14 protein-coding genes are annotated in these 12651 nt (G+C 70.5%); 6 read left to right on the top strand and 8 right to left on the bottom strand.

Annotated elements, in window-relative coordinates; genetic code table 11:
* The first annotated feature begins 34 nt into the window (after nt 1–34).
* The gene (gene coaA, locus VJ976_RS12135; RefSeq protein WP_324100484.1) at nt 35–988 is read left to right on the top strand and encodes a type I pantothenate kinase; all 954 of its coding nucleotides are present in this window, start codon (nt 35–37) and stop codon (nt 986–988) included.
* A gap of 27 nt (nt 989–1015) precedes the next feature.
* The gene (locus VJ976_RS12130) at nt 1016–2461 is read left to right on the top strand and encodes a class II fumarate hydratase (RefSeq protein WP_324100483.1); all 1446 of its coding nucleotides are present in this window, start codon (nt 1016–1018) and stop codon (nt 2459–2461) included.
* Between the two features lie 24 nt (nt 2462–2485).
* Here the strand turns inward: VJ976_RS12130 and VJ976_RS12125 are convergent, their stop codons facing one another.
* The 4 genes from VJ976_RS12125 to VJ976_RS12110 form a co-directional block, all read right to left on the bottom strand.
* On the bottom strand, nt 2486–3301 hold the full coding sequence (locus VJ976_RS12125) for a DUF1206 domain-containing protein (RefSeq protein ID WP_324100482.1): 816 nt from the start codon (nt 3299–3301) through the stop codon (nt 2486–2488).
* Between the two features lie 79 nt (nt 3302–3380).
* Nucleotides 3381–4301 (bottom strand): hypothetical protein, encoded by a 921-nt coding sequence (locus tag VJ976_RS12120; RefSeq protein ID WP_324100481.1) that lies wholly within the window; start codon nt 4299–4301, stop codon nt 3381–3383.
* A gap of 267 nt (nt 4302–4568) precedes the next feature.
* Complete coding sequence (locus VJ976_RS12115; protein WP_324100480.1) at nt 4569–5951, bottom strand: PhoH family protein; 1383 nt, start codon at nt 5949–5951, stop codon at nt 4569–4571.
* Nucleotides 5952–6176: 225 nt separating this feature from the next.
* Nucleotides 6177–6941: an isoprenyl transferase gene (locus tag VJ976_RS12110; RefSeq protein WP_324100479.1), complete on the bottom strand. Its 765-nt coding sequence runs from the start codon at nt 6939–6941 to the stop codon at nt 6177–6179.
* Between the two features lie 103 nt (nt 6942–7044).
* On the opposite strand from VJ976_RS12110, the gene trhA reads away from it, so the two are divergent.
* Nucleotides 7045–7782, top strand: a complete 738-nt coding sequence (trhA, locus tag VJ976_RS12105) for a PAQR family membrane homeostasis protein TrhA (protein ID WP_414693636.1) — start codon at nt 7045–7047, stop codon at nt 7780–7782.
* Here trhA and VJ976_RS12100 read toward each other — a convergent pair.
* Complete coding sequence (locus tag VJ976_RS12100; protein WP_324100478.1) at nt 7763–7981, bottom strand: hypothetical protein; 219 nt, start codon at nt 7979–7981, stop codon at nt 7763–7765. The genes trhA and VJ976_RS12100 overlap by 20 nt on opposite strands.
* Complete coding sequence (gene mca / locus VJ976_RS12095) at nt 7978–9075, bottom strand: mycothiol conjugate amidase Mca (RefSeq protein WP_324100477.1); 1098 nt, start codon at nt 9073–9075, stop codon at nt 7978–7980. The genes VJ976_RS12100 and mca overlap by 4 nt, the downstream gene beginning before the upstream one ends.
* Before the next feature lie 114 nt (nt 9076–9189).
* Between mca and VJ976_RS12090 the strand changes: the two genes are divergently transcribed.
* Nucleotides 9190–9561 carry a DUF4307 domain-containing protein gene (locus VJ976_RS12090; RefSeq protein ID WP_324100476.1) on the top strand — a complete coding sequence of 124 codons (372 nt, stop codon included), beginning with the start codon at nt 9190–9192 and terminating at the stop codon, nt 9559–9561.
* Between the two features lie 144 nt (nt 9562–9705).
* A complete protein-coding gene (gene greA / locus VJ976_RS12085) occupies nt 9706–10203 on the top strand; it encodes a transcription elongation factor GreA (RefSeq protein ID WP_324100475.1) in 498 nt (165 codons plus the stop codon).
* On the opposite strand, the gene VJ976_RS12080 is transcribed toward greA, so the two are convergent.
* Nucleotides 10191–11510 carry a glutamate mutase L gene (locus tag VJ976_RS12080; protein WP_324100501.1) on the bottom strand — a complete coding sequence of 440 codons (1320 nt, stop codon included), beginning with the start codon at nt 11508–11510 and terminating at the stop codon, nt 10191–10193. The two genes, greA and VJ976_RS12080, sit on opposite strands and share 13 nt — an antisense overlap.
* A 17-nt stretch (nt 11511–11527) precedes the next feature.
* Nucleotides 11528–11869 (bottom strand): hypothetical protein, encoded by a 342-nt coding sequence (locus tag VJ976_RS12075; protein ID WP_324100505.1) that lies wholly within the window; start codon nt 11867–11869, stop codon nt 11528–11530.
* Nucleotides 11870–11938: 69 nt separating this feature from the next.
* Between VJ976_RS12075 and msrA the strand changes: the two genes are divergently transcribed.
* A complete protein-coding gene (gene msrA, locus VJ976_RS12070; RefSeq protein ID WP_324100474.1) occupies nt 11939–12604 on the top strand; it encodes a peptide-methionine (S)-S-oxide reductase MsrA in 666 nt (221 codons plus the stop codon).
* Nucleotides 12605–12651 lie beyond the last annotated feature (47 nt).

The raw sequence follows: 12651 nt of genomic DNA, 5'->3' as shown, positions 1-12651 counted from the left end.
GTCACGAGGCCGTGAGACGGGCACAATGACCGGCATGGCCGACACCGCTGCCACGCTGCCCTCCCCCTACGTGGAACTGGACCGCGCCTCCTGGGCCCGGCTGCGCGAGCACTACCCGATGGAGCTCGACGCCGACGACGTTGCGCGGCTGCAGGGCCTGGAGGACCGGCTGGACCTGTACGAGGTCGAGCAGGTGTACCTGCCGCTGTCACGACTGCTGGCCTTCTACGACCGGGCAACGCGAGACCTGCACCAGGTGACCACCGACTTCCTCGGTGAGAAGCGCGCCCGCACCCCGTTCGTCGTCGGCGTCGCCGGCTCGGTCGCCGTGGGCAAGTCGACCACCGCGCGTATCCTGGCCGAGCTCATCTCACGCTGGGAGTCCCGGCCCTCGGTCGAGCTGGTGACCACGGACGGCTTCCTGTACCCCAACGCCGTGCTCGAGCAGCACGACCTCATGACCCGCAAGGGTTTTCCCGAGTCCTACGACCGGCGGGCCCTGCTGCGCTTCGTGGCCGAGGTGAAGGCGGGTAAGGCCGAGGTGCCGGCGCCGGTGTACTCGCACCTGACCTACGACATCGTCCCGAACGAGCAGATCGTGGTGCGCGCACCCGACGTGCTGATCGTCGAGGGCCTGAACGTGCTCCAGCGGCCCCAGCCCAGAACCGGCAACCGGTCCGGGGTCGCCGTGAGTGACTTCTTCGACTTCTCGGTCTACGTCGACGCCCATGTGGACGACATCAAGGCATGGTTCGTACGACGGTTCCTCCGGCTGCGCGAGACCGCGTTCGCGCAGCCCGAGTCGCACTTCCACCGCTACGCCAGCCTGTCCGACGACGCCGCCATCGACCTGGCCGAGAACATCTGGGAGACCATCAACGCGCCGAACCTGCGGCAGAACATCATGCCGACGCGCAGCCTGGCCACCTTGGTGCTGTCCAAGGGAGAGGACCATTCGGTCCGGCGGGTGCGCCTACGCCGCCTGTGAGCGACGCGCGAGGTGTAGAACTGAGGGATGGACTCCACGCAGCCGACCACGGACTCCGCGGGTCAGACCCGCACCGAGCACGACTCGATGGGCGAGGTGCAGGTGCCCGTCGACGCGTTGTACGCAGCGCAGACCGCTCGCGCGATGCAGAACTTCCCGATCTCCGGTCAGCCCCTGCCGGTGGAGATCGTGCACGAGCTGGCCCGGATCAAGCAGGCCGCGGCCCGGGTGAACGCCGACCTGGAGGTGGTCGACCCCGAGATCGCGAACGCCATCGCGGCGGCCGCGGCTGAGGTGGCGGCGGGTGAGCACGACGGCCAGTTCCGCATCGATGTCTTCCAGACCGGGTCGGGCACCTCGACGAACATGAACGTCAACGAGGTGGTGGCCCGTCTGGCCAGCACCTCCGGCGACGAGTCGGTGCACCCGAACGACCACGTCAACGCCGGCCAGTCCAGCAACGACACCTTCCCGACAGCGCTGCGGGTGATGGCGGTGCGCCTGACACGGCAACGGCTCGACCCGGCCCTGGAGCACCTGCAGACGGCCTTGGCCGCGAAGGCGGAGGAGCTGCGGGAGGTGGTGAAGGCGGGGCGCACGCACCTGATGGACGCGGTGCCCGTCACGCTCGGCCAGGAGTTCGCGGGCTACGCGCGACAGATCGAGCTCGGTCGGGAGCGGCTCGACGCCGCCGCCGGGCACGCCGCCGAGCTACCGCTGGGCGGCACCGCGGCCGGCACGGGGCTCAACGCGCATCCCGAGTTCGCTTCTCGGGTGATCGCCCGCCTGGCCGAGGAGCTGGACCTGGAGCTCGTCGAGGCCAGCGACCACTTCGAGGCCCAGTCGGCTCAGGACGCCCTGGTGGAGCTGTCCGCCGCCTGCAAGGTGGTCGCTGTGTCGCTCACCAAGATCTGCAACGACCTGCGGTGGATGGGTTCGGGTCCCCGGGCCGGGCTGGGTGAGATCCACCTGCCCGACCTGCAACCGGGGTCGAGCATCATGCCCGGCAAGGTGAACCCGGTCGTTCCCGAGGCGACGCTCATGGTCTGTGCCCGCGTGATGGGCAACGACACCACGATGACCGTCGCCGGGGCCTCCGGCGCCTTCGAGCTCAACGTCATGCTCCCCGTCATGGGGGCCTGCACCGTGGAGTCGCTGACCATCTTGGCGTCCAGCTCGCGGGTCCTGGCCGACTCCGTGATCGACGGCATCGAGGCCGACGAGGCGCGGTGCCGCGAGATGGCGCAGAGCTCGTCCTCGATCGTCACCCCGTTGAACCGATGGATCGGCTACGAGAACGCCGCCAAGGTCGCCAAGCAGTCGCTGGCCAATGAACAGACCATCCGGGAAGTGGTCATCGCCCGCGGGCACGTCGATGACGGCGACCTGACCGAGCAGCAGATGGACGAGGCGCTGGACGTGCTGAAGATGGCCCGACCGCACGAGTCCCCTTCCCGTGAGCGTCGACCTTGACCCTCGCCGCCGCGCACCGCGGGCTCACAGGTCGGCGTACCGGGCCCGGGCCATGCTGTAGATGCCGAAGGCCACGAAGCCCGCGGCGATGACCGCCAGGGTGAGGCTCCCGAACGGCTCGTTGGCCAGGGTGCGCACCGCGCCGTCGAGGCCGGTCGCCTGATCGGGGTCGGTGGTCCACGCAGCCCAGCCGAAGAGCAGGCCCACGAGCCCCAGTGCCACTCCCTTGGCGCCGTAGCCCACCAGGCCCGCCAGCTCGACAGCACGCCCCAGCTTTCCGGGAGCGTTGTCGTCGAGGTCCTCCAGGAACCTCTTGGTGACCCCCTTCCACACGTGGTAGCCGCCGACGCCGACCACGCCCAGCCCGACCGCCCCGACCAGGACCTGCCCCGCAGGCGCGCTCATCAGGGTGGTGGTGAAGTCGGAGGTCGTCTTGCCGCTGTCGGTACTGCTCCCACTGGCGAACTTCCAGGTCGTCCAGGCCAGGACGGCGTACACACCGGCCTTGCCCGCATCCTTGAACCGGTCCGCCACCGAGACCGCGTCGGTCTTCGCGCCCGGCCGGTACCCGGCGATCGCATCGAGCAGCTGCCAGATCGTCAGCCCGGCGTACCCCACCACCCCGACCCAGAGCATCACACCACCCAGGGGCAGCTGCGCGACGGCCTGCAACGCACCGGCCTGGTCGGCCTCCCCACCCCGCCCGGCCACGATCTGGACGACGATGCCGGCGATGAGGATGTGCAGCAGGCCGTTGACGGCGTACCCCGCGCGAGCCATCCACTCCAACGCCGGGTGGTCACCGATGTCGTCCGCAACCTGCTCTGCACTACGGGTCATCGGCTCAGTGTGTGCGAAAGGGCGGCAACACGCCACTGACCAGCGTGTCGCCGCCCTGTCGCCGGCGTGGTGCGGGTGCTCAGTACCAGTTGTTGGCCTGGCTGTGCGACCAGGCAGCACACGGTGAGCCGTAGACGCTCTCGATATACCCCAGGCCCCACTCGATCTGGGTGGCCGGGTTGGTCTGCCAGTCTGACCCGGCGGCGGCCATCTTCGACCCCGGCAGCGACTGCGGGATGCCGTAGGCCCCGGAGGAGGGGTTGTTCGCTGAGGGGTTCCACCCGCTCTCCTTCGCCCACAACGAGTCGAGGCAGCCGAACTGCTCGCCGCTCCAGCCGTAGCTGCCGAGCATCGAACGTGCGATGGAGCGGGGGTCCCCGGAGGGCGCCGGGGCGGAGGCAGCCTCCCGCTGCGGCGGCGCCGTCTCGCGCTCGGAGGACCGCGACGCGGCCTGGCTCTCCCGCTCGGCAGCCGCGGCCTCCTCGGCCCGCTCGGCAGCCGCGGCCTCTTCGGCCCGCTCGGCAGCCGCGGCCTCTTCGGCCCGCTTGGCAGCCGCGGCCTCCTTCGCGCGGGCTCGCTGTGCTGCCTCGTCCTTCTTCTCGGCCTGCTTGGACGCCGCCTGGGAGCCCTTCGCACCGGCGTCCTGCGCGGCCTGGGCGGCGGACAGGTTGAGCACGGCACGGTCGGCCCGTGCGGTTCCCTCGCCCACGTCGGACAGCGCGCCGTCCCGCAGGCCGACGACCGCAGAGTCCGCGAGCAGCGGGGCACCCTCGTTGACCGACGCGCGCGCCGTCTCGGTGTCAGGGCCAGAGGCGGAGCCGTAGGCCGCGAAGCCAGCCATCGCCACCGAGGCGGCAACGAGGGCGGCACTCACCCCGGTCGCGGGGTGCTGAGGAAGCGTCGGCCGAACGTGCCGGCCGCTGGCCGTACGCTCGAACGACACCTCGTCAGCGCGCTGCGGCTCGTCGGCCTGAGCGCGGGCAGGCAGGACGTCGGGCATGGAGAACCTCCGATGGGAACAGCGGTGTGCATCACGGGGCTCGCGGACCGGGTCGACGCGAGCGTTACCAGTTCGTGACCTGGTCTATTCAGACTGGCACCGCGACGGCGGCGATATCAAGCTGACGGGGCCATTCGTGGGCAAGGTCACACGAGGGCGTGTCGCACGGGGAAGACTCTGCCCGCTGCGACGGCCTGCGGGCCCACCCCAGGCGTCGGAGGCGTCGCGGGACGTGGGTGCCGGTCCCGCGCCGATCGGGCGCCGGCGTCAGTGCTCCAGCGCCGTGCCCTCCAGCAGCTCGGTGACCAGGGCCGCGATGGGGCTGCGTTCGCTGCGCGTGAGCGTGATGTGTGAGAAGAGCGCATTGCCCTTCAGCTTCTCGATGATCGCGGCGACCCCGTCGTGGCGGCCCACCCGCAGGTTGTCGCGCTGGGCGACGTCGTGGGTGAGCACCACGCGCGAGCTCTGCCCGACGCGGGAGAGGACCGTCAGCAGCACGTTGCGCTCCAGCGACTGGGCCTCGTCGACGATCACGAAAGCGTCGTGCAGCGAACGACCGCGGATGTGGGTCAGCGGTAGCACCTCGAGCAGGTCGCGCGCGACGATCTCCTCCACCACCTCTTTGGACACCACCGCCCCCAGGGTGTCGAACACCGCCTGGGCCCACGGCCCCATCTTCTCGTTCTCCGACCCGGGGAGGTAGCCCAGATCCTGACCACCGACCGCGTAGAGGGGTCGGAACACGATCACCTTGCGGTGCTGTCGGCGCTCCATCACGGCTTCGAGCCCGGCGCACAGCGCTAGCGCGCTCTTGCCCGTCCCTGCTCGCCCCCCCAGGCTGACGATGCCCACGTCGGGGTCCATCAACAGGTCGAGGGCGATCCGCTGCTCCGCCGAGCGACCATGCAGCCCGAAGGCGTCCCGGTCCCCGCGCACCAGCCGCACGGCGCCGTCGGCCCCCACGCGCCCCAACGCGCTGCCCGAGGGCCCGAAGACCATCAGCCCGGTGTGACAGGGCAGCTCGCTGGCCGAGGGCGTGGCCAGGCGGCCGGTCTCGTAGAGCGAGGCCATCTCGGCGTCGGTGACGTCGAGCTGGCTCATCCCGGTCCATCCGCTCTCCACCGCCAGCTCGGCGCGGTACTCCTGGGCGTCCAAGCCCACCGCGGACGCCTTGACCCGCATCGGCAGGTCCTTGCTCACCACGGTGACGTCACACCCTTCGCCGGCCAGGTTGGTGGCCACCGCAAGGATCCGTGTGTCGTTGTCGGCGAGCCGGAAGCCCGCGGGCAGCCCCTGAAGGTCGGTGTGGTTCAGCTCCACGCGCAGCGAGCCCCCATGCTCCCCGGTCGGCACGGGCTCGCTGAGCGTCCCGTGCCGGACCCGCAGGTCGTCGAGCAGACGCAGTGCCTCACGCGCGAAGTACCCCAGCTCGGGGTGATGACGCTTGGCCTCGAGCTCACTGATGACCACCACCGGAAGCACGACCTCATGCTCGGCGAAGCGCAGCATCGCCTGCGGGTCCGAGAGCAGCACCGAGGTGTCGATGACGTAGGTCTTCAGATCCTCGGCCAGCTCGCTCACCGGGGTCACCGCCCCGCCGGTGCCCGTCGTGGGTGCGGCGCCCAACCTCGTCGTGCGGGTGGAATGCATGCGACTCCCTACCGGTGTCGCCGCCGCGGGTGTGGCTCGCGGCGGTCAGGTGCGTCCGTGATCGGCCGCACCGTCGTCGGCGTGGAGCCGTGGTCGGCCCCCCGCCCAGAGCACTTGCCCCATCTGGTGAGCCTCCTCCGGGCGAAGGCGGTCGCCCTCGCTGCTCCGACGGTATGGCAACCGGGCCGCTGCGGCAGCGTGGCGCGCCGCCGCGCGTGTCGTGGACTAGGCGCCGTACCGACGCTCTCGCTCGGCGTAGGAGCGGAGCGCCCGGAGGAAGTCGACCTTGCGGAAGTCCGGCCAGAACGCCTCACAGAAGTAGAACTCGCTGTGCGTGCTCTGCCAGAGCAGGAAGCCACCGAGCCGCTGCTCGCCGCTGGTCCGGATGACCAGGTCCGGATCAGGCTGACCCTTGGTGTACAGGTGGTCGGCGATGTGCTCGATCTCCAGCGTCTGCGACAGCTCACGTAGTGACGTACCGCGGTCGGCGTGCTCGGCGAGCAGCGAGCGCACGGCGTCCGCGATCTCACGCCGGCCGCCGTACCCGATGGCCACGTTGACCCACATGCCCGGCAGCTCGGCCGTGGTCGCCGCCGCCTGGTCGAGCTGACGGCGTGTCCGCTCGGGCAGCAGGTCGCTGGCCCCCACGACGTGCAGCCGCCATCTCCGGCTCGCCGCCAGGTCGTCCACGACGGCGGAGATGATCCGCAGCAGGGGGTCGAGCTCCTGGGGCGGCCGGTCGAGGTTGTCGGTGGACAGCAGCCACAGGGTGACGACCTCGACGCCTGCCTCCTCACACCACCCCAGCAGCGGTTTGATGTTCTCCGCCCCCGCCCGATGGCCGGCAGCGGTGCCGGCGCCGCGCTGCCGGGCCCAGCGCCGGTTGCCATCGAGCATCACGCCCACGTGCCGGGGGATGCCCGAGCTCGGGATGGACTTGGCCAACGACGCGTTGTAGGCCCGGTAGATGAGATCACTCAGCGAGGCCATGTCACCCAACCTACTGGGCTCCGCGGCCGAGGAGCGGCACTGAACTGCGGCGGACCAGCACACGCCCAGCGAACTTACGGGAACGTAGGTTAGCGTGGCCGCCATGACGCCGCGCAGCCACCCAGAGCGCGAGGAGTCAACCGTGGGTCACATGGCCCACGACATCACCGAAGCCGCGGCCGACGTGGCGGCCACCCTGAAGCCCAAGCTGCGCGGCTGGCTGCACCTGGGCATGGTGCCGCTGGCCCTCGCCGCCGCGATCGTGCTCGTGGTGCTGGCTCCGACCACCCTGGGCCGCGTGTCCGCGATCGTGTTCGGGATCACGGCCGTGCTCCTGTTCGCCACCTCGGCGACCTACCACCGCGGGCGCTGGAAGCCGCCGGTCAGCAAGCTGCTCAAGCGCCTCGACCACGCCAACATCTTCCTCATCATCGCCGGCACCTACACCCCTATGGCCGTGATGCTGCTCCCCAGCGACAGCGCCCGGACCCTGCTGTGGATCGTGTGGTCGGGAGCGGTGGCGGGCATCCTGTTCCGGGTCTTCTGGGTGGGGGCACCCCGCTGGCTGTACACCCCCGTCTACGTCGCCCTCGGCTGGGTGGCCGTCATCTACATCGTTCCGTTCTACCGCAACGGTGGGCTGGTCGTGGTGCTCCTCATCGCGGCCGGCGGCCTGCTCTACACGCTCGGGGCCGTGGTCTACGGCTTGAAGCGACCGAACCCCTCGCCACGCTGGTTCGGCTTCCACGAGGTCTTCCACGCCTTCACCGTGGCCGCCTTCATCACCCACTACATCGCGGTCTCGTTGTCCGTGTACGGTGCTACTCCGGTCGCTGCGTAGCACCGTCCTCCGGGCGGTCACCCGGCTCGTCGGCGTCCGCGCTCTCGCGCTCGGCCCGTAGACGCTGCGCCTCGCGATGTCGTATCCGGCGTAGGCGTCGGGTCAGGTCGCGGCCGAGGAACCACACCACCAGGGCGAGGCCGAACAGGACCAGGAAGCCCCCTAGCCCGGCGGTGAACTCGACGTCGCTGACGTTCACGACGCCCGCTCTACCTGCTCGCCGCCCTCGTGGCCGACACCCCCGGAGCGCTCCTCCTCGACACCGTCGGAGTGCCCCTCGCTGGCCCGCAGCTCGTCCTGCGGAGTGTCTGCCTCCTCCGCCGCCTCAGCGACCTTCTGCGGGGGCTCGGGTAGGGGCGAGGTGTAGGCGGCCCTCAGGGTGCCGTCGTCGTGGCGCGCCGGCGGCGCGGCACCGAGGGCGTCCATCTCGGCCACCGGTCCCAGGCCGGCGAACAGGTCGTCCTCGGGCAGGTCCACGGGCACGAGGGACACTGCGAGCTCGAAGTCCTCGGTGGGGTGCACCCGTCGCTGGATCTCCATCGGGATGGAGAACCACATGCCGTCCGGGTCCACCTGCGTCGCGTGGGCCAGCAAGGCCGCGTCCCGGTCGGCGAAGTGGTCGTCGCACCGGACATGGGTGTGGATCGCCCGCTCGGGGCGGTCGGCCAGGCGCTCGATCCATTCGGCGAACGGGGACTCCAACCCCTCGTCGAGCATCGCCTGGTGCAGCTTGCGCAGCCGCTCTGGGGAGAACATGGTGTAGTAGACCTTCAGCGGCTGCCACGGCGGGCCGGCGTGGTGAAAGGCATCGGGATCTCCGGCCGCCTGGAAGGCGGCCATGCTGACGGTGTGGGTCATCACGTGGTCGGGGTGGGGGTAGCCGCCGTTCTCGTCGTAGGTGGTGATGACGTGCGGGCGGAACTCGCGGATGACCCGCACCAGCGCCTCGGTGGTGACCTCGACAGGCTCGAGCGCGAAACAGCCCTCCGGCAGGGGCGGCAACGGGTCCCCTTCCGGTAGGCCCGAGTCCACGAAGCCCAGCCAGGTGTGCTGGACGCCGAGAGCCTGCGCCGCCGCTGCCATCTCGTCGCGCCGCACCTGGGACAGGTCGGCGATGCTGTCGGCATGGGCGGCGAGCTGGGGGTTGAGGATGTCGCCACGCTCTCCACCGGTGCACGAGACCACCAGGACCTCCACCCCCTCGGCCACGTACTTGGCCGAGGTGGCGGCCCCCTTGGAGGACTCGTCGTCGGGATGGGCGTGGATCGCCATCAGCCTCAGGCCCTGTTCCACCTGTGCTCCTTGGGGTCGTCCGGGTGGGCACACCCGAGACGTTGATCCGGGTGCGAGATACTGGACACATCATCTCATCCGTCCCTCGTTCCCCCGCCCGAGGAGGGCAGCACCTTGGCCGTCGCCGTCACGCGCAGGCTCCGCTGGTGGCTGACAGGAGCCGTCGGCGTCGGCGCGATGACCGCGGTCGCGGTGTGGTTCGGCGTGGCTGCCGCATCGGGGAAGGTCAACTGGGTGAACACCGGCTTCGAGGTCGTGGCCGACAACGAGGTGGACGTGCGCTTCGACCTCCACCGTGACCCCGACCGCCCGGTGCGGTGCGTGATCGAGGCTCAGGATGAGCAGCACTTCGTCGTGGGGCGGACGACCACGCGAGTGGCTGCTGCCTCGCGGTCGCCCAGTCGCCACGTGGCCACGGTTCGCACCGCCGCCCCGGCGGTGACCGGCTACGTCGACACCTGTGAGTACCTCGACGCGCAGCCGTGACACGGCCGGAGTGAATGCGGTCTTTTGGTCGCTTTCATGCACGTTGCTAAAATGAATGACTTGTCCGGGCGTGGATCGTGACCTGAGTTCGTCGGTCACACAGCCCGGACGTTGTTTTTCTGCCCCGACCGAGGAGTAAGCATCGTGACCGAGACCGCCAAGGCAACGTCGAGCTTCCTGACGCAAGAGGCCTACGAGCGTCTGCAGTCCGAGCTGAAGGAGCTGTCCGGGCCCGGGCGCACCGAGATCGCGAAGCGGATCGAAGCGGCCCGTGACGAGGGTGACCTGAAGGAGAACGGTGGCTACCACGCCGCCAAGGAGGAGCAGGGCAAGATGGAGGCCCGCATTCGCCAGCTCCAGCACCTGCTGGACAACGCCACCGTCGGGGCAGCCCCCACCGGGGAAGGGGCCATCGAGCCGGGCACCGTCGTGACCGTCGAGATGTTCGGCGACACCGAGAAGTTCCTCATCGGCAGCCGCGAGATCACCCACGGTGGCGACAGCATCGACGTCTACAGCGAGCGCTCCCCCCTGGGTGCCGCCATCCTCGGACAGCAGGCCGGCGACACCGTCAGCTACGAGGCTCCGAACGGCAAGTCGATCGAGGTCAAGATCGTCAGCGCCGAGGCCTACCGCCCCTGACCGCCCACGACCTCGGCGGCCAGTGAGGCCGCGGCCTGCGGACGGTCCTCGGCGAGGAGCCCGATCGCGGCCAGCACGTACGACGAGTCGAGGATGACCCTGGCGCGATCCGGTGGCTGCCACCCGCCACCGACGTCGCTCAGCACGGGGCCCACCGCGCCGCGGGCTCGGTGCGGCCCTTCGCGCCGGAAGACCCCACCAGAGACGACGACGGTCCGCACCTCGCCCAGCGCGCGGGGTTCGGCCGTGGGCTGGTGCGGACGCGCGTGGCGACGGGCCGCGATCAGCGCACACAGCCCGGACAGCTGCAGGTCGGCGTGCCGCTCCCGACTGCTCTGTGACGCCGTACCGGGCCGGGTGACCACAGTCTGCGCCCACTGCTCCAGCTCAGGGCCCACGGGCAGCGCCTCATGGCCTGCCGCCGCGATCACTCCCCCGGCGCTGTAACGCATGCCGAGGTCGCCCTCGACCGTGCGGGCCACCCGCAAGCTGCCCACGACGTCGTGCCGTGGGGCCGCCTCACCCCCGTGCGGCTCCACGGCCGAGTACACATCGGTGGTCGCTCCCCCGACGTCGATCACCATGACGTCCTCCCCGGTCACCTGTCTCAGCACGCCCACGGCCGCCCGGATGGTGTCCGGGGTAGCGGCACGCACCGCCGAGGCGAACGCCGGATGGCGCGACAGCTGCTTGCCGCCGATCACGTGCGAGAGGAACGCGCCGCGGATGGCCGCGCGCGCCGGCTCGGGCGAGACGTGGCCGATCCGTGGCAGCACGTTGCCCGCCGTGGCGGTGGTCACTCCGGCCGCGACCAGGATCGCCTGCACCTGTGCGGTGGCGTCCCGGTTGCCCGCTGCCACCACCGGCAGGTTCAGACCGGCCTGCGCCAGCCGCGTCGCGTTGTGTAGGAGCGTGTCCGCGTTCCCGCCGTCCGTTCCGCCCACGAGCAGGACCAGGTCGGCCGCGGCCAGGCGCAGTCCCTGCACCTCCTGCTCACCCAGGCGCCCACTGCTGAGGAACACCACGCTCGCACCGGCGGACAGTGCCACCATCCGCCCGGCGCGAGCCGTGACGTCCCTCTCGAAGCCCACCACCGCCAGTCGCAACCCGCCGCCTGCGCTGGAACACGCCAGCACATGTCCCCCGTCGTGCAGCAGCGGCGCAGGCGCCTGAGCCGCTACGAGGTCGCGCACCTGGGCCACGCCCTCCCACACGTCCCGGTCGCTGGTCGTGGCGGTCGACGCGGTGGCCAGGAGCCGTCCGGCATCGGGGTCGACCAGCGCGCCCTTGGTGTAGGTGGACCCGATGTCCAGGCAGAGCAGGTTCAGGACAGCAACCTGGTCACGGTCGAGAAGAGCAGAGCGAGCGCCCCGGCCAAAGTGATGAACAAGCCGATCAGCACCTTCCGGCTCGCCGCCATGATGAGGCGAGGCCTCTCCTCGGCACCGAAGCCCTCGACGCTGCCGACGTCGGTCGAGCCGGGTGGAGCGCCCAACCCGTCCTGTGGCTCGGCGTCGGTCCGCAGGGCCCGCCGCTCGCTTCGCCCACCGAGGAAGACGGTGAGCCCGACCAGAACGACCGCGACGGGAAGCCCGAACCCCAGAGCCACCTCCGAGGTGGACCACGACTCGGCCTGCGCCGGGACAGCGAAAGGTGGTGCGCGCATGTGCGACAACCTACGCGCCCGGGCGGGCGGAATCGGAATGACGTGGCCCCGGGGGACGTTCCCTCGGATGTGAGCTTCTTCTCAGCCAAGCCTGTTCGCGGCTCCGCCGCCGCCCCGGTCCCGAGTCGACACGAGGTGCTCGACGCACCGCTGCGAGGGCCGTGGGGCGAGCACGCCGAGGTGCTCTACGTGGCCATGGGGTGCTTCTGGGGCGCTGAACGCCTCTACTGGTCACTGCCGGGGGTGATCAGCACGGCGGTCGGATACATGGGTGGCCAGACCGCGGACCCCACCTATCGCGACGTGTGCACGGGACGGACGGGCCATACCGAGACCGCCCAGGTCGTGTACGACCCGCGGGTCGTGACCCCCGCAGAGCTGCTCAAGGTGTTCTGGGAGAACCACGACCCCACGACGCGCAACCGGCAGGGCAACGACATCGGCACGCAGTACCGCTCCGCCATCTACTGGACGACGCCGGAGCAGGAGGAGGCGGCGCAGGCCACGCAGGCTGCCTTCCAAGGGGTGTTGACCGACCACGGCCACGGTGCCATCACCACGGAGATGGCATCGGCGCAGGCCGCGGGAGAGTTCTTCTACGCCGAGGCGGAGCACCAGCAGTACCTGCACAAGCACCCGCGGGGCTACTGCAACCACGGCCCCCACGGTCTGACCTGCCCGATCGGCCTCGTGCGCCAGGACGAGCTCCCCGCTCAACGCGACATCACCGGCTGAGCGCCGGAACCGCGCTGACCTGACCTGGTCGTCGCGCCGCGGCGGCG

Origin of the sequence: Ornithinimicrobium sp., assembly GCF_035267225.1 — a bacterium.
Classification (GTDB): Bacteria; Actinomycetota; Actinomycetes; order Actinomycetales; family Dermatophilaceae; genus Ornithinicoccus.
Note: the sequence above shows the minus strand (reverse complement) of the source record. Positions and strands in the feature narration are given on the sequence as shown.

What these genes read in the sequence shown, in the direction of transcription:
- VJ976_RS12120 (WP_324100481.1), bottom strand. Translation starts at nt 4,301, where the DNA reads ATGCCCGACGTCCTGCCTGCCCGCGCTCAGGCCGACGAGCCGCAGCGC.
- VJ976_RS12130 (WP_324100483.1), top strand. Translation starts at nt 1,016, where the DNA reads ATGGACTCCACGCAGCCGACCACGGACTCCGCGGGTCAGACCCGCACC.
- VJ976_RS12110 (WP_324100479.1), bottom strand. Translation starts at nt 6,941, where the DNA reads ATGGCCTCGCTGAGTGATCTCATCTACCGGGCCTACAACGCGTCGTTG.
- VJ976_RS12075 (WP_324100505.1), bottom strand. Translation starts at nt 11,869, where the DNA reads ATGCGCGCACCACCTTTCGCTGTCCCGGCGCAGGCCGAGTCGTGGTCC.
- trhA (WP_414693636.1), top strand. Translation starts at nt 7,045, where the DNA reads ATGACGCCGCGCAGCCACCCAGAGCGCGAGGAGTCAACCGTGGGTCAC.
- coaA (WP_324100484.1), top strand. Translation starts at nt 35, where the DNA reads ATGGCCGACACCGCTGCCACGCTGCCCTCCCCCTACGTGGAACTGGAC.
- VJ976_RS12125 (WP_324100482.1), bottom strand. Translation starts at nt 3,301, where the DNA reads ATGACCCGTAGTGCAGAGCAGGTTGCGGACGACATCGGTGACCACCCG.
- VJ976_RS12115 (WP_324100480.1), bottom strand. Translation starts at nt 5,951, where the DNA reads ATGCATTCCACCCGCACGACGAGGTTGGGCGCCGCACCCACGACGGGC.